This window comes from Streptomyces sp. NPDC088794, from assembly GCF_044750545.1.
Classification (GTDB): Bacteria; Actinomycetota; Actinomycetes; order Streptomycetales; family Streptomycetaceae; genus Streptomyces.
On record NZ_JBIVKB010000011.1, the window covers coordinates 237,078 to 252,588 of the forward strand.

The window sequence follows — 15,511 nt, forward strand, 5'->3', positions numbered from 1 at the left end:
CCCCGGACCGGGCCCCACGGGTCACTGAGCCGGGACCGTCCGCTCCGCCGTGTTCCAGCCGGAGACCCGCACGTTCGGCGCCGATCCATGTAGGTCGGCCGTCCGGTAGGTGGCGGTCAAGGTCGTCGACTCGCCGGGCCACAGGCTCACTTGGTTGTCGGACCACCGCACCGGCAGCACCGGCTTGCCCTGGGCGTCGACCAGATGGACGTCCGTGAGCAGCGAAGGCGTCTTCCCCGTGCCCGTGTTGCGGATCGTGACGGTCGTGGTCGACGTGCCGTCCGCCGACACCGTGGATCCCTGGGCCGACACCGGCGCCTGCGCCATCGAGCCGAGCCCCTTCAGATCCGCGTAGCTCGTCGTCGGCGTGTAGTACCAGTCGGTGTTGTCCCAGTCGAGCGTGTCGGGCTTGGTGGAGAGCCAGTACACGTTCCGGCTCACCTCCTTGCCGGACGCGTCGGTCAGCGTCAGCCGCACCAGGTACGTCGTCGACAGTCCGCTCACCGACGCGGGCAGGGTGAGCGGGGTGCTGTGCGCGCCGTCGCCGGCGACCGTCACCCCGGTCACGCTCCTGTCGTACTTCTGGGTGCCGTCGGTGTTGAACAGGGTTGCCCGCGCGGTGAGTTGGCCCGCCGACGCGTGCCGGTTGTTCACCACGGTGACCGAGCGGTCGTCGTAGGAGTACTGGATGTGCAGCGGCTCGCCCGCCTTCTTCGCGCCGAAGTAGGCGCCGCCCTGGTCGAGGTAACGGTCCATCAACTGCCAGTGCAGGGAGGTCCAGCCGCTGTTGAACATCCAGTACACGACACCGGTCGAGGGCTTGGAGGCGTCGGTGGCGTTGCGGCCGTACGCCTCGAACTGGGCGCGGACGTTCTCGTACTGGGCGAGCTGGGCCTTGCGGACGTAGTCGGCCAGGCCGGTGGGGGCGCCGTAGCGGCCGGTGAGGGCGTTGTCGTAGAGCTTGAGGGTGGCGAAGGTCGAGGACGGTGAGCGGTGGTACTGCTTGGCGTCCGGGTTCTTCCAGAGGGTGTCGAGTTCGGCGGGGGTCATCATGCGGCGCAGGGTGTCCAGGGTGGGGATGTCGGGGCCCGCGCTGGTCTCGGAGTTGAAGCCGGTCGCGCCGCCCTCGCGCTTGGCGTACCAGTAGTTCGGCGGGATCCAGTCGTAGGGGCCGGTCATCTTCATGCCCGAACTGCCGCTCACCGGCGAGGACTTGGCGGAGGCCGCGGCGACGACCGGGGTCTTCCAGTCGGCGGCCTTGAGCGCGTCGAGGTAGGTCTTCTCGATGGTCGCGTCCGGGGCGAAGTCGCTGCCGATGAGGAACGAGATGACGCTCGGGTGGTCGCGCAGCCGGGCGGCCTCGGCGGCCATCGACGCCCCCGCGACCGGGTAGTCGGCGGCGGTCCACGGGTCGCCCCGCTCACCGCCGTTGACCTGGCCCTCCCACTTGTCGCAGCACTCCCAGCCGGGGAGGGTGAGGATGCCGTAGCGGTCGGCGAGGTCGAAGAACTCGTCCGGCTCGATGTGCCCTTCCAGGCGGATGGTGTTCAGGCCCAGGTCGAGGGCGTATTTGAGGCGGTCCTCGACGTAGGTCCGGTCCCAGCGCAGGAACTCGTCCGGTGACCAACCGCCGCCCTTGATCAGCAGCTTGCGGCCGTTGATGCGGTACTGGCGGGCGCCGTCGGAGTTGAGCGGTGCCTGCACGTCGCGGATGCCGAAGGTCTGGTGCGCGGTGTCGGAGGCGGTGCCGGCGGCGGAGGCGGTGAGGTCGAGGGCGTAGAGCGGCTGGTCGCCCATGCCCGCGGGCCACCACACCTTCGGGGAGGTCAGGTGGAGGCCCGGGACCTCGGCGGGAGTGAAGGTGACGGTCTTCGTCTCGTGCGCGGCCAGGGACACCGTCTTCTCGAAGGACGTGGTGCCGATGGTGCCCGCGACCTTCGCGGTGACGGGTGCGTCCGAGTCGTTGCGGGCCTGCGTCTTGACCGTCAGGTCGGCCGTGGCGAGCGACGGGACGGCCAGGGTGGTCACCACGTGCGCGTCGCGCAGCGCAACCGGTCCGCCGCGGCGCACGACGACATCGCGGACGATGCCCATGTTCTCGTCGGGCGGCGGCTGGAGCCAGTCGATCCAGCCCATGGTGAGGTTCTTGTTCGGGTCGTTGGGCTGGATGCGGAAGGCGACCGTGTTGGTGCCCGAGCGGACCAGCGAGGTCACGTCCAGCTCGTGCCGGGTGTAGGCGCCGGTGACGTCCTTCGTCGTGGCGACCTGCTTGCCGTTGACGTACACGTCGGCCGCCGAGATCACCCCGCTGAAGTCGAGGTAGGTACGCTCGGAGGTGTCGGCGACGGTGAAGTCGGAGCGGAACCACCAGGGGACCTGGAAGTCGGCCTTCGGGATCTTCTGCTGGTTGGTCGAGTAGAACGGGTCGGCGTACAGCCCGTCGGCGAGCAGCGCGGCGAGCACGGTGGAGCGCGGACCCGCCGGGTGCCAGCCGCTCGTGGGGTAGCCGGGGGAGGAGACCGTGGCCGCCGGGTCGCTCACCTTGGCGGTCGACTGGATCGCGTAGCCGGACAGCGGGGTGGCGCTGCCGGCTGCGGCGGAGACGTGGGTGGTGCGGACGTGCGGGGCGCTCTGGTGCGGCTCGGTCCACGCGCTCGTCGTGAGGGTGCCGAGCAGGACGAGGGTGAGGGCGGTCGTGGCGAGCGGGCGGCGTCCGGCGGTGGGGCGACGGAACACGGGGGTCTCCAAGCCGTCATCGGGGCCTCGGCGGGGAGCGGGGCCTCATCGGGTTCAGGGCCGTCAGCAGTTTCGGAGTCGTCAGCAGTTTCAGGGGCGATATCAAGTTAGGAAACTTTACTAACGCGGATCAAGGTAGGGCGGCACATGGGCCCTGTCAATCACCGGAGCCCTTCGAAGAGTTGGTCAGGACGCGGCCGACCGGCGCTCGAAGACCACGTCCCGCGCGGTCCCCAGCGCCGTCGCCACCGCGCCAAGGAGCACCGCGTCCTCGCCCAGCCGGCTCGGCACCACCTTGGGCCGCAGCGGGGTGAGCGCCCGCAGGTGCTCCCGCACCGGGCGCAGCAGCAGGTCGACGCTGTGCCCCACCCCGCCGCCCAGCACCACGAGATCCGGGTCGAGCACCACGGCCGCCGCCGCGACCGTGTGCGCGATCCGCTCGCCCTCCAGCTGAACGGCCTTCACCGCGGCCGGGTTTCCGTGCCGGGCCGCGTCGAACACGGCCTTGGCCGTCAGCTGCCCGCTCATCCCGAAGGTGCGTGCCGCCTCGACGACGGCCACCCCCGACACCGCGTCCTCCAGCGTCTCGGGCTTCTGCTGCCCGGGCCACGGCAGGAACCCGATCTCACCGGCCAGCCCGTGCGCACCGGTGAACAGCTTGCCCTCGGCCACGACGCCCATCCCGAGACCGGTGCCGATCAGGATGTACGCGAACAGCCGGCTGCCCGCGCCGACTCCGTACGTGTACTCGCCGAGCGCGGCCAGGTTGGCGTCGTTGTGCACCTCCAGCGGGATGCCCAGCTCCTCGCCCATCCGGTCGATCAGGCCCGCGCGGCCCCACCCCGGCAGATGCATCGCGTACCGCACCCGGCGCCGCTTCTCGTCGTACACGCCCGGTGTGCCCACCACCCCGTGCACCACCTCGGCCGGGTCGACGCCAGAACTCTGGACGACCTGGCGGGCCGCGCCGACCACCAGGTCGGCCATGGCGGCGGAGCCGCGGGCACGGTTGCGGACGTCGGCCCGGGCGACCACCGCACCGTCCAGGTCGGCCACGGCGACGCGCAGCCAGCTGCGGCCGACGTCGACCCCGAGCGCGTACCCGGCGGCCGGGTCGGGGGCGTACAGCACGGCGGTGCGACCGCGCTCGGGCGCGTGCGTGCCGACCTCGTGCACCAGGCCCGCCGCCGCCAGCGAGGCCAGCGCGCTGGAGACGGTCGGCTTGGACAGGCCGGTCTCGCGGGCGAGTTGGGCGCGGGACGCCGCCCCGGCGGAGCGCAGCCGGTCGAGGAGCAGTCGCTCGTTGGTGCTGCGCAGGCGCTGCCGGTTCCACGGCTGTCCCTGCTGCTCTACGACGTCACTGGCGGGCATCGCACCATTCTCACGCATAGAGGGCTACCTCTTGACGCATCAAGTAAGGCTCCTTAACTTTATCGCCCAGTCAGCCCCGCCGGGCGGCTCGCGCCCATCTCCAGGAGTCCCCATGTCCGGTAGCCCGCCACCCTCGGGTGGTTTCGTCCGGCGTGTCGGCCTGTTCCAGGCCACCGCCATCAACATGAGCCAGATGTGCGGCATCGGGCCGTTCGTGACGATCCCGCTGATGGTCGCCGCGTTCGGCGGCCCGCAGGCGGTGATCGGCTTCGTCGCCGGCGCCGTCCTCGCGCTCGCCGACGGCCTCGTCTGGGCCGAGTTGGGCGCCTCGATGCCCGGCTCGGGCGGCAGTTACGTCTATCTCCGCCAGGCCTTCCAGTACCGCACGGGCCGGCTGATGCCGTTCCTGTTCGTGTGGACGGCGATGCTCTTCATCCCGCTGATCATGTCCACGGGCGTGGTCGGCTTCGTCCAGTACCTCGGCTACCTCGCACCGGACCTGGGGCAGACCGGCGGCGACCTGATCGGCCTCGGCGTCATCGCCCTGGTCGTGCTCCTGCTGTGGCGCGGCATCGAGCACATCGCGCGGATCACCGCCGTGATGTGGGCGGTGATGATCACGTCGGTGGTGCTCGTCATCGCCGCGGCGGCCTCGGACTTCAGCCCCCACCTCGCCTTCACCTACCCGGCGCACGCCTTCGACCTGATGAGCGACCACTTCTGGCTGGGCTTCGCCGCGGGTCTGACCATCGGCATCTACGACTACCTGGGCTACAACACGACCGCCTACATGGGCGCCGAGATCAAGGATCCCGGCCGCAACCTGCCCCGCTCCATCCTCTTCTCGATCGTCGGCATCATGGCGATCTACCTGCTCCTGCAGATCGGCACGCTGGGCGTCATCGACTGGCATCGCATGACGAATCCCGACGACATCGCGTCCACATCCGTCGCCTCCGCGGTCCTAGAGGAGACCTGGGGCAAGGGCGCCGCCGACACGGTGACGGTACTGATCCTGATCACGGCGTTCGCCTCGGTCTTCGCCGGTCTGCTCGGCGGTTCGCGCGTGCCCTACGACGCGGCCCGCGACCGGGTCTTCTTCCGCCCCTACGCCAAGCTGCACCCCAAGCACCGGTTCCCGATGCTGGGCCTGGCCACCATGGGCGTGATCACCGCGATCGGCTTCCTGATCGGCCGCCACACCGATCTCGCGACCCTGATCCAACTCCTCACCACGGTCATGGTGATCGTCCAGGCGCTGGCCCAGATCATCGCCCTCACGGTGCTCCGCCGGCGACAGCCGACCCTGCGCCGCCCCTACCGCATGTGGCTCTACCCGGTGCCGAGCATCATCGCGTTCGTCGGCTGGTGCGTGATCTACGGCTACGCCGACCGGAACTCGCCGGGCCGCCACCCCATCGAATGGTCCCTGGCCTGGCTCGCCCTCGGCTGCGCCGCGTTCTTCCTGTGGGCGCGGTACGAGAAGGTCTGGCCGTTCGGCCCGAGGGAGATCACCGAGGAGTACGTCACCGAGGTGCCCGCGGACACGGAACCCGCCGGCACCTGACGGCACCTGTCGGTTCCTGACGGCACGCTAGAATCCCTGCCACCTCAGAAAGCCTCCCCGGCACCGTCCGCCGGGGAGGCTTTCTGCGTGCCCGCCCGTCGCCCAGGCCACCGCGCCCTTCCCGCAAGGGAGTTCCATGTCCGCCGTTTCCGTGCGTCCCGCCACCCCCGACGACCGCGCCGTCGTCGAACGCCTCTGGCTGATGTTCCGGCACGACCTCTCCGGGATGCGCGGGGTCCTGCCCAACCCGGACGGCACCTTCCGTGCCGAACGCGTCGACTCGGCGCTCACCGAACCGAGTTGGGCGCCTTACCTGTTTCTCCAGGACGACCGCCCCGTCGGCTTCGCGTTCGTACGCGGCCTGGACAGTACGACACGCGTACTGAACAGCTTCTTCGTGGTGCGCGGCGCACGCCGCTCGGGCATCGGCCTGCGCGTGGTTCTCGAGATCGTCGCTCGGCATCCGGGCGCGTGGGAGGTCGCCTTCCAGTACGACAACCGGCCCGCGGTCCACTTCTGGCGCCGGGTGGCCATGGAGGTCGCGGGCGACGTGTGGCACGAGGAGGCCAGGCCGGTACCGGACCGCCCGGAACTGCCGCCGGACCTGTGGATCTCGCTCCGTACGGAGAGGGAGGCAGCCGGGGGAGAGGCGGTGCTCAGCGGGGGTGCTGTGAACCGAGTTGTCAGGGTCGGAACCACGGTGCGCCGTACACCCTCCGAGAGATCCGCCTACGTCCGTGACGTACTGGCCCTGTTCGAGCGGCACGGCTGGCAGGGGGCACCCCGCCACCTCGGTACGGACGATCAGGGCCGGGAGATCCTCGACCACATCGACGGGCGGGCGGCGGTGACTCCACGAGAGCGGGATGCCGCCCGCACGGACGCCGGACTGGCCCAAGTCGCGCGACTGGTACGGGAGTTCCATGACCTGACGGCCGGTACGGAGTCGGCGGCGGGCGGCGAGGTCGTGTGCCACAACGACCTCGCGCCCAAGAACACCGTCTATGCCGTCGACGGCGACCGATGGAGTCCCCTCGCCTTCATCGACTGGGACCTCGCGGCCCCCGGCCGACGCGTCCACGACATCGCCCACCTCTGCTGGCAGTACCTGGATCTGGGCCCGGGCGTGGCGGACGTGCCCGAGGCGGCGCGACGGATCGGGCTGATCTGCGACGCGTACGGGCTCACCAGCGGCCGAGACCGGCTGCTCGACACGATTCTGTGGTGGCAGGACCGGTGTTGGCGGGGGATCGAGGCGGGGGCGGACGGCGGGGAGCCGGCCATGGTGGGGCTGCGTGCGGCTGGGGTCGTGGCGGAAGTGCGGGGCGCCTATGAGTGGGTGGCCGCGCATCGACGGGAGCTGGCGGTGTGGGTGGAGTGACGGGGGTTGACCCGCGTAGATACCTTCCCGCATTGACATGCAAGTAATTGCCTGCATAACGTTGAGTGTGCGATCGGAGAACGACTCAGGGATGGACAAGGTCTTCAAAGCGCTGGCCGACGAGACGCGCCGGCGGCTGCTCGACCGGCTGCACGAGCAGAACGGGCAGACGCTGGGTGAGCTGTGCGAGCACATCGAGATGACACGTCAGTCGGTCACCCAGCACCTGGCAGTCCTGGAGGCCGCCAACCTGGTCAGCGTGGTGCGGCGCGGGCGGGAGAAGCTGCACTACCTCAATCCGGTCCCGCTCCACGAGATCCAGGAGCGGTGGATCGACAAGTTCGAGCGCCCACGCCTGAGCGTGCTGAGCGCCGTGAAACGACGAGCCGAGGAAGCCATGACCGACAAGCCCACATTCGTCTACGTCACCTACATCCGCAGCACGTCCGAGAAGGTCTGGGAAGCGCTCACCGACGCGGACCTGACCGCCGTCTACTGGGGTCACCGCAATGTCTCCGACTGGCGCCCCGGCTCCCGCTGGGAGCACGTCCGCCTCGACGGCTCCGGCATCGCCGACGTGGTCGGCTCCGTCGTGGAGAGCGAGCGGCCGACCCGGCTGGTCACCACCTGGGGATCGCCGGAGAACGAGGGGCGGGAGGACACGTTCTCCCGCGTGACCTTCGACATCCAGCCGCACGAGGACATCGTCCGGCTCACCGTGACCCACGAGGACCTCAACGACCAGGGCGAGCTCGCCGACGTGTCGCTCGGCTGGCCTGCGGTGCTGTCCAACCTCAAGTCGCTTCTGGAGACCGGCGACCCGCTCCCGCAGGAGCCGTGGCTGGTCCCGGGGCACTGAGGCGGCCGCGAACGTGGAGGTGACCGGTCCGCGTGCGGTGTGGACCGGCCACCTCTCGTCCCGTCCTTTCGGGCTACGCCTTGGGCGCGCTCCTCGCCGAGGCGACGGCGCACAGCAGGCCCAGGACCACGGCCAGCGCGCCGATGATGATGTTGTTCAACACGACACCAGTGTCCGGGCTGTCGCCGACGATCCATGGCGAGACGATCATCCACACGCCCAATGCGGACATCGCCCAGCTCAGGCCGTACATCCGCGCCGGAGCGGCGGTGAACCCGAGCCCCAGCAGGCCGATCGCGATGCCCACGATCAGGTTGTGGGTCACGAGGGCGGGCTGGCTCGTCGTGTAGTGGAGGATCCAGGGGGATACGGCGCAGTAGAGGCCGAGCAGGAACACCGGGCCGTCCATCAGTGCCACATCGCGACCGCCGAGCATGCGGGCGTACCGTGCCCGCATTTCGGAAACATCAGGGTGGCTGGTGATGTCACCGCTGGTGTGCGAGACGTTGGCCATGAGTCGTCTCCTTTGACTTGCAGGCCTGACCGCGGCTGATGCGGTCTGCGGACAAGTGCCGCGTACACCCATTCTGCTCTTATTTATCCTTTATGTGTAGTTCTGGGTGGTACAGGCTTTATCGCCCTGTTCTCTCAGTCGAGCCCGCGGGCCTGCTTGAAGCGGGCGAGGCCCTCCGCAAGGTCGACGACGGGGTCCGGGTAGTCGTCGATCGCGGCGCGGTCGAAACCGCGCAGCTTCCACGGCTCGTGCACCGACGAGCCTTCGAGGGCGGCGAGTTCGGGCACCCAGCGCCGGACGTACGCGCCGTCGGGGTCGTAGCGCTTCGCCTGGGTCACCGGATTGAGGACCCGGTTGGGGCGGGAGTCCGTGCCGGTGCCGGCCATCCACTGCCAGTTGAGCTGGTTGTTGGCCACATCGCCGTCCACCAGCAGATCGAGGAAGTGGCGGGCGCCGACGCGCCAGTCGACGTACAGCGTCTTGGTGAGGAAGCTCCCGGCCAGCAGTCGGCCGCGGTTGTGCATCCAGCCCTCGTGCAGCAGCTGGCGCATCGCCGCGTCGACCACCGGGTAGCCCGTACGGCCCGCCTTCCACGCCTCGACGTCCTCGCGGGCCGTGTGCTCGGTCCGCCAGGGGTCCCGCTTGGTGCGGTAGTCGGCGTGGGCGGCCGCCGGGCGGGCGGCCAGGACCTGGCGGTGGAAGTCCCGCCACGCGAGCTGCCGTACGAAGGCATCCGCTCCCGGTCCGCCCACCCGCCTCGCCCGGTGGACGAGTTCCACGGGGGAGACCGTGCCGAAGTGCAGGTGGGGTGAGAGGCGGGAGGTGACGTCTCCGGCCAGGTCGTCGTGGCCGTCCTCGTACGTCGTGATGCCCGCGCGCAGCCAGGCCGCGACCCGTTTGCGTCCCTCCACCTCGCCGCCGGGGGCGAGCGCAGGTGACAGCCCCGACAGGTCGGCGCGGGAGGGGAGCGGCTCGGAGCCGACGCCGTCCGGGACGCGCACTTTGCGTGGTGCGGGGAGAGGGGTGCGCGCCGACTGTGCCGACCAGTGGCGGAGGTACGGGGTGAACACCGCGAAGTGGTCCGAGGCGGTCGGCGTCACCGCGCCCGGCGCGACGACCGTCGTCACCGTGTCGTGCACGCACAGCCGCCGCCCCACCGCCTCCAGTGCGCGCCGCAGCCGTCCCTCGCGCAGCTGCGCGTAGGCGCTGGCGTCGGCCGCCATGTGCACCTCGGTGGCATCCGTCTCGGCGGCCACCTTGCACACCTCGTCGACCACGTCGCCGGAGCGGAGCACCAGCCGGCCGCCGCGCTCGCGCAGACCGGCGTCGAGATCGCGCAGACAGTCGGCGAGGAACGCCAGCCGGTTGGGCGCGGCGAATCCGGCGTCGGCCACGGCCCGGTCGCGCACGAACAGGGGCACCACCTGCCGGTCCTCGCCCGCGGCCCGCAGGGGCGGGTGGTCGTGCAGGCGCAGGTCGGAGGTGAACAGGACGACCGAGACGTTCATGGTGCGGACTCCGGAGGGAGGGGGGCGGCGGACGGTCTGGTGTTTCGGCGACGGACGTGGACGTCTACCCGCGATCGCGCGATTCCCTCGGGAGGGCGAGGGACGTGAGGGACTTCGTGCGCTCGCCGGACATGTCCGGGCAGATCGCGGGCAGGCGAACACTACGACGGAGGTCGTGCCGATTCGAGGAACCGACGACGGAGGTGTCTGCCGCAATGAGCGCGAAGGTGTTGGAGCGGTTTTCAGCGGGGGCTCCGCGCGGGTCGTGGCCGGCGGAGGAGTACGCGGCGCAGCGCCGTGCCGCGGGGATACCCGCGACGGTCGTGATGGACCTGAAGTCGGACGCGTTCCTGGTAGTGGTCCCGGTCGGCGACGACGACTGAGACCGACCGCAGGGACGGACCGGAGTCCGCCCCCTGCGACGTCACCGCGCGCCGACGGCGTCCAGTGACTCGCCCGTCGTCAGCCGTGCCCGCACATTGACCCGGGGCTTTCCGGGCGCGGGCAGCGCGAGCGTCCGGCCGTTCTTTGTGGCCGACACCGCGCCCGTCACGGACAGCCCGGTCACGGCACGACTGCCCGCCGCCAGTACGAACCAGTGACCGCGCGGGGACTGCCAGCCGGTGGCGGCCACGACATGCTGTCCGAACCGGCTGCAGGACGCGGTGGACCGGGCCTCGGCGACCGTACGGGCCGGTGCGGTCTGCGCGTCCCGGCTGGTGCGGAGCGTCACCGTCACATCGCCGGGTCCGCGCCAGGAGTCGGCGCGGGCGCAGGTCCACACGGCGTGACCGCCGCCGTCGGGCAGCTCCTGCTCGGCGAAGTCCCAGGCGTTGACGGCCCGGACACCGGTTCCGCGCAACGAGCCGAGCCCGCACGCCTGATGGGCCCACGCCAGCAGCGCCGCCGGACCGGTCGCCTCCCGGGGCTGCCGGGCGGGCGGGGTGCCGTGCCCGGGCAGCGGGGTGTAGGTGAGGTGGACCGGCGACAGGTCGCCCACTCCGGCGAGCAGGAACGCGTGATGCTCGGCGACGCGCTCCGAGGACCGCAGTTGCAGCACCGGCCGACCGGCGCAGCCACTGCCCGCGGGCACGGTCGGGACCGGTCCGGTGACCCCCTCCTTCGACACGGCCAGCGGACGGGCCAGGACGTCCGGCCGTAGCAGGTCACGGGTCTGCGCCTCGGCGACCCAGGGGGCCAGCAGATAGCGGACCGTGCCCTTGCCCTGCTCGCCCGGACCGAGGGCCACGGCCGCCGCCGTGGTGACGTCGGCCTCGTCGGCACGGGCGATGTGCAGCTCCGCGCTGTCCTCGGAGGAGAGCAACTCGTCGTAGCGGGCGAGGCGTTGACCGTCGTACAGCAGGACGACGGCACGGTCGTCGACGTCCCCCGCGTACAGCAACTGGGGCTCGGACGTCGGCGGGATCGCGGTCGTGCCGGGGGAGAGGTGGATCCGGGTCCGTGGTGCGGGTCGGGTCCACGCGGACAGGGCGCGGCCGAGGAGGTCCTCGTCGTGCACGCGGGTGCCGCGCGCGGGCCAGGCGGTGAAGTCCATGCGCGAGGTGTTGTCCCACACGCCGGCCGGAGTGCGCACCAGCTCCGCCGGACCGAGGGCGGCACCGGCGACGGACGTCGGCGTCGGCGCCTGGGACGTCGTTCCCCCGGACGTGGTCGCCACCAGCGTCACCCCCGTCACCGCGACGAGCGCCAGTGCGGCCAGACCCAGCCGGGCCCGGCGCCTGCGGCGCAGCAGGTCGGTCGGGCTCGCCTGGAGGGCGCAGGCGTCGAACTCCAGCGAGGTCAGCAGCGCGGCGGCCCGGGCGCCGACGCTCTCGGCGAGAGCGTCGGCGGTCCGCAGAGCGGCTTCCGGGTCCCGCGCCTCGGCGTCCGCCAGCAACTGGTGCACGGCCTCGTCGCGCAGGCCGTGCACCGAGCGGAGCAGGAACGCGGCGCGCGCCGCCGCCGGCACACCGGACAGCCGCTGCGCCAGGGCGAGTTCGTCCGCACCGCCCGACCGCGGGAACAGCCGCAGGCCCACCACCAGCGGGAGCCCGGGCAGCAGTGCTCCCGGGTAGGCGAACCGCGCGGGCCACAGCCGCGGACCCCGGCCGTACGACAGCGCGCCGCGCAGCACCTCGACGAGCAGCGAGCGCTCCACGGGGTCACCTCCGCGCTTCTCCTCGCGCGGGGGCGGAACGGTGTGCCCGGGGAGCGCGCGCACGCCCGGGAGCGCCCGTTGGACCAGGAAGTGCGCCACGAGCACCCGTCGGTGCCGGCCGAGCGTCGGAGGCAGGACGAGATGCGCCAGGCGGACCAGCTCCCCGTACTGCTCGACGAGGAGGGACTCGACCTCCAGGAACGGTGGCCGGCTGCCCGCCGAGGGGCGCCGGCGCGAGCGAAGGTGCATGGGCGGGACGCTTTCGGAGAGGGGACGCGATGCTGTACCGCGGGGACACGTTGCTGTTCCGCTCCGACAAACGAGTGAATCCGCGACCGGTCACCGGCAGGCCGTGTCCTCTCGCGTCCGGAACCGTTCCGTCCGCGCCCGAGACCGTCACCGGAACCGTTTCGTCCGCGCCCGGGATCGTCAGACGCGGGCCTCGGCCAGCTCCCGCGACCGCCGTGCGAACGCCTCGTGCAGATCCCCGGCCGCCTGCGGCACCGACTCCGCGCGGCGGCGGCGCAGCATCAGCAGAACCCGGGCCGTGGCACCGGCGATGGGCCGGCAGGTGATCGTGCCGAGCCGCTCCAGCGGATCCCCGATCACGCTGAAGTCCGGCAGGACCGTCGCCCCCAGCCCCTCCGCGACCATGAGCTTGCCCATCTCGGCGCCGTCGGTCGAATACGCGAAGGCCGGGTCCCGCCCGCCGAGCAGCCGGTGGACATAGCGGTGCATCACATAGCCGGACCGCATGCCGATCAGCGGCTCGGTGAGCAGCTCCTCCACCGTGACGATCGGCCGGGACGCCAACGGGCTGTCCGGACGCACGCACACCACCGGCAGCCCGGACAGCAGCTCGGTGGACTCGAAGTCGGTGGGCATGTCGTCGCCGTCCAGATGATTGACCAGACCGAGATCGAACCCGCCCTCCGACAGCGCCCGGTGGATGTCCGTCTGCTGCGCGCCCACCACCTCGACCTGGGTGAGCGGATGCGAGGCACGGAAGTCGCGGACGACGGGCAGCAGCAGCGGCACGGTCGCCGCGTTGACCGTGCCCACCCGCACCATGCGGCTGATCCGGTGCTGCTCGCCGGCCGCCACCCGCAGCCGGTCCACCGCGTCCTGCACGTCGACGATCTTCGGCAGCAGCTCCCGGCCCTCCGCGCTCATCGTCGCGCCGGACCGCTTGCGCTCCAGGAGATCGACGCCGAGTTCACGTTCGAGATTGCGTACGGTCTCGCTCAACGCGGGCTGGGAGAGCCGCAGTTCCTCCGCGGCCCGGCGCAGAGAACCGAGCCGGGTCACGGCCGCTATGTATTCCAGTTGTTCGGTCCGCATGCCCGCAGAATGCGGCGGATTCACCACTCCGTTCAAGGGTTTCCCTGTCACACCTTCGTGAAAATCAATGGTCCGCGATACGAGACCGGTCGGGTTTTCCTTGACGGTCCCCGCCGACGGCTGCCACGATCGACGGCATGATGATGCGACTGGACCTCACGCGGCGACGCCATGTCGACCTCGCGCGCGTCTCCAGCGCCTCCTGTTGCACCGCGGCCTGATCCCGTCAGCTCCGTCCTGTGATCCGCCGCTCTTCTTTCGTTCCCGCCTGATATTCCCCGGAGTTCGCTCCGGCCGAATTCGGCGTGCCCGAAAACATTCCGCAACAGGAGTTCCGCATGCCCGCCGAGCCCGTGAAATTCGCCTACTGGGTCCCCAACGTCAGTGGGGGACTGGTCACCAGCAAGATCGAACAGCGCACCGACTGGGGATACGAGTACAACCGGGAACTCGCCGTGCTCGCCGAGAACAACGGCTTCGAGTACGCGCTCAGCCAGGTCCGCTACATGGCCAGCTACGGCGCCGAGTTTCAGCACGAGTCGACCAGCTTCAGCCTCGCCCTGCTGCTCGCCACCCAGCGCCTGAAGGTGATCGCCGCCGTGCATCCCGGCCTGTGGCACCCGGGCGTCCTCGCCAAACTCGGCGCCACCGCCGACCACTTGTCGGGCGGCCGCTTCGCCGTCAACGTCGTCTCCGGCTGGTTCAAGGGCGAGTTCACCGCTCTCGGCGAGCCCTGGCTCGAGCACGACGAGCGCTACCGCCGCGCCGAGGAGTTCATCACCGCCCTGCGCCGGATCTGGACCGAGGACCACACCGAACTCGCCGGTGACTTCTACCGGTTGCGCGACTTCTCCCTCAAGCCCAAGCCCCTCAACACCGCCGAGCGTCCGCATCCGGAGATCTTCCAGGGCGGCAACTCCACCGCCGCCCGCGCGATGGCCGGCCGCGTCTCCGACTGGTACTTCTCCAACGGCAAGGACTTCGACGGCGTGACCGAGCAGATCGCCGACGTCCGCGCGTCCGCGGCCCAAGTCGGGCGCACGGCACCGAAGTTCGGTCTCAACGGCTTCCTCATCGCCCGCGACACCGAGGCCGAGGCCCGCGACACGCTCCGCGAGATCATCGCCAAGGCCGACACCGAGGCCGTCGAGGGTTTCGGCGCGGCGGTCAAGCAGGCGGGACAGTCCACGGCCGACAAGAAGGGCATGTGGCAGGACTCCACCTTCGAGGACCTGATCCAGTACAACGACGGCTTCCGTACGGGGCTGATCGGCACCCCCGAGCAGATCGCCGAACGGATCGTCGCCTACAAGAAGCTCGGCGTCGACCTGCTCCTCCTCGGCTTCCTCCACTACCACGAGGAGGTCGAGTACTTCGGCAAGCGCGTGCTGCCGCTCGTGCGCGAACTGGAGGCCCAACTCCCGGACCCGGAGACCGAGTCCGTCCCCGCGCACGCCTGACCGCATCCCTCCGGTCCGCCCGCCCCGCGCGAGCGCCCGCCGCCCCGAAAGAGGACCCATGGCCACCGTCCTGTCCGTCTCCGGCAGCCCCTCCGCCTCCTCCCGCACCAACCGGCTCCTGCGCCACCTCGACCAGCGCCTGATCGCCCAGGGCCACGAGGTGATACCGCTCGACGTGCGCACCATCCCCGCCGAGGCCCTGCTCGGCGCGGACTTCCGGCACCCCGCCATCGTCGCGGCCACCGAACTCTTCGAGCGCGCCGACGGAGTCGTCGTCGGCACCCCCGTCTACAAGGCCTCCTACTCCGGTGTCCTCAAAGCCCTCCTGGACCTGCTCCCGCAGTACGCGCTGGCCGGCAAGACCGTGCTGCCGCTCGCCACCGGCGGCTCCACGGCCCACGTGCTGGCCATCGACTACGCCCTGCGCCCGGTGCTCAACTCCATGGGCGCGGCCCACATCGTGCAGGGGTGGTTCACCCTCGACAAGGACATCACCGTGCGCGAGGACGGCGCCCTGACCGTCGCGGCGACCGCCACCGAGGCCCTCACCCAGGTGGTCGACCAGTTCTCGGCCGCGCTGGGCCGCACCCCGCTCCTCGCGGCGGCGAGCTGAACG

The 15,511-nt window shown here is 70.9% G+C and carries 13 protein-coding genes and 1 pseudogene; 8 read left to right on the forward strand and 6 right to left on the reverse strand.

All coding sequences use genetic code 11. From position 1 onward, the window contains the following. Positions 1–21 precede the first annotated feature (21 nt). Both ACIP6U_RS29005 and ACIP6U_RS29010 read right to left on the reverse strand, forming a co-directional pair. The gene (locus ACIP6U_RS29005) at positions 22–2,736 is read right to left on the reverse strand and encodes a glycosyl hydrolase 2 galactose-binding domain-containing protein (protein WP_401723572.1); all 2,715 of its coding nucleotides are present in this window, start codon (positions 2,734–2,736) and stop codon (positions 22–24) included. 186 nt (positions 2,737–2,922) lie between these two features. Beyond that, positions 2,923–4,107, reverse strand: coding sequence for an ROK family protein (locus tag ACIP6U_RS29010; protein WP_401723575.1), 1,185 nt, complete (start codon positions 4,105–4,107; stop codon positions 2,923–2,925). A gap of 112 nt (positions 4,108–4,219) precedes the next feature. On the opposite strand from ACIP6U_RS29010, the gene ACIP6U_RS29015 reads away from it, so the two are divergent. The 4 genes and pseudogenes from ACIP6U_RS29015 to ACIP6U_RS29030 all read left to right on the forward strand — a co-directional run bounded on the left by ACIP6U_RS29015 (position 4,220) and on the right by ACIP6U_RS29030 (position 7,914). Next, entirely contained in the window at positions 4,220–5,674 is a 1,455-nt protein-coding gene (locus tag ACIP6U_RS29015; RefSeq protein ID WP_401723578.1) for an APC family permease, read from the forward strand. A 136-nt stretch (positions 5,675–5,810) separates the two neighbouring features. Further along, positions 5,811–6,299, forward strand: a pseudogene (locus ACIP6U_RS29020) (GNAT family N-acetyltransferase); the annotation flags it as partial. Between the two features lie 222 nt (positions 6,300–6,521). After that, entirely contained in the window at positions 6,522–7,055 is a 534-nt protein-coding gene (locus tag ACIP6U_RS29025; protein WP_401723901.1) for a phosphotransferase family protein, read from the forward strand. Between the two features lie 91 nt (positions 7,056–7,146). Next, a complete protein-coding gene (locus ACIP6U_RS29030; protein ID WP_401723581.1) occupies positions 7,147–7,914 on the forward strand; it encodes an ArsR/SmtB family transcription factor in 768 nt (255 codons plus the stop codon). A 73-nt stretch (positions 7,915–7,987) separates the two neighbouring features. Here the strand turns inward: ACIP6U_RS29030 and ACIP6U_RS29035 are convergent, their stop codons facing one another. Then, positions 7,988–8,428 carry an SPW repeat protein gene (locus ACIP6U_RS29035; RefSeq protein ID WP_401723584.1) on the reverse strand — a complete coding sequence of 147 codons (441 nt, stop codon included), beginning with the start codon at positions 8,426–8,428 and terminating at the stop codon, positions 7,988–7,990. A 134-nt stretch (positions 8,429–8,562) separates the two neighbouring features. Beyond that, positions 8,563–9,936, reverse strand: coding sequence for a cryptochrome/photolyase family protein (locus ACIP6U_RS29040; RefSeq protein WP_401723586.1), 1,374 nt, complete (start codon positions 9,934–9,936; stop codon positions 8,563–8,565). A 215-nt stretch (positions 9,937–10,151) separates the two neighbouring features. Between ACIP6U_RS29040 and ACIP6U_RS29045 the strand changes: the two genes are divergently transcribed. Then, positions 10,152–10,319, forward strand: a complete 168-nt coding sequence (locus ACIP6U_RS29045; RefSeq protein ID WP_185146267.1) for a hypothetical protein — start codon at positions 10,152–10,154, stop codon at positions 10,317–10,319. 41 nt (positions 10,320–10,360) lie between these two features. Here the strand turns inward: ACIP6U_RS29045 and ACIP6U_RS29050 are convergent, their stop codons facing one another. Further along, positions 10,361–12,343 carry a hypothetical protein gene (locus tag ACIP6U_RS29050; RefSeq protein ID WP_401723589.1) on the reverse strand — a complete coding sequence of 661 codons (1,983 nt, stop codon included), beginning with the start codon at positions 12,341–12,343 and terminating at the stop codon, positions 10,361–10,363. 180 nt (positions 12,344–12,523) lie between these two features. Then, complete coding sequence (locus ACIP6U_RS29055) at positions 12,524–13,435, reverse strand: LysR family transcriptional regulator (protein ID WP_401723591.1); 912 nt, start codon at positions 13,433–13,435, stop codon at positions 12,524–12,526. Positions 13,436–13,578: 143 nt separating this feature from the next. Between ACIP6U_RS29055 and ACIP6U_RS29060 the strand changes: the two genes are divergently transcribed. From ACIP6U_RS29060 to ssuE, 3 genes are all read left to right on the forward strand, one after another. Further along, a complete protein-coding gene (locus ACIP6U_RS29060) occupies positions 13,579–13,656 on the forward strand; it encodes a putative leader peptide (RefSeq protein ID WP_351520955.1) in 78 nt (25 codons plus the stop codon). Positions 13,657–13,773: 117 nt separating this feature from the next. Beyond that, positions 13,774–14,895, forward strand: a complete 1,122-nt coding sequence (gene sfnG / locus ACIP6U_RS29065) for a dimethylsulfone monooxygenase SfnG (protein WP_401723593.1) — start codon at positions 13,774–13,776, stop codon at positions 14,893–14,895. 58 nt (positions 14,896–14,953) lie between these two features. Beyond that, complete coding sequence (ssuE, locus tag ACIP6U_RS29070; RefSeq protein WP_401723596.1) at positions 14,954–15,508, forward strand: NADPH-dependent FMN reductase; 555 nt, start codon at positions 14,954–14,956, stop codon at positions 15,506–15,508. The last annotated feature ends 3 nt before the right edge of the window (positions 15,509–15,511 follow it).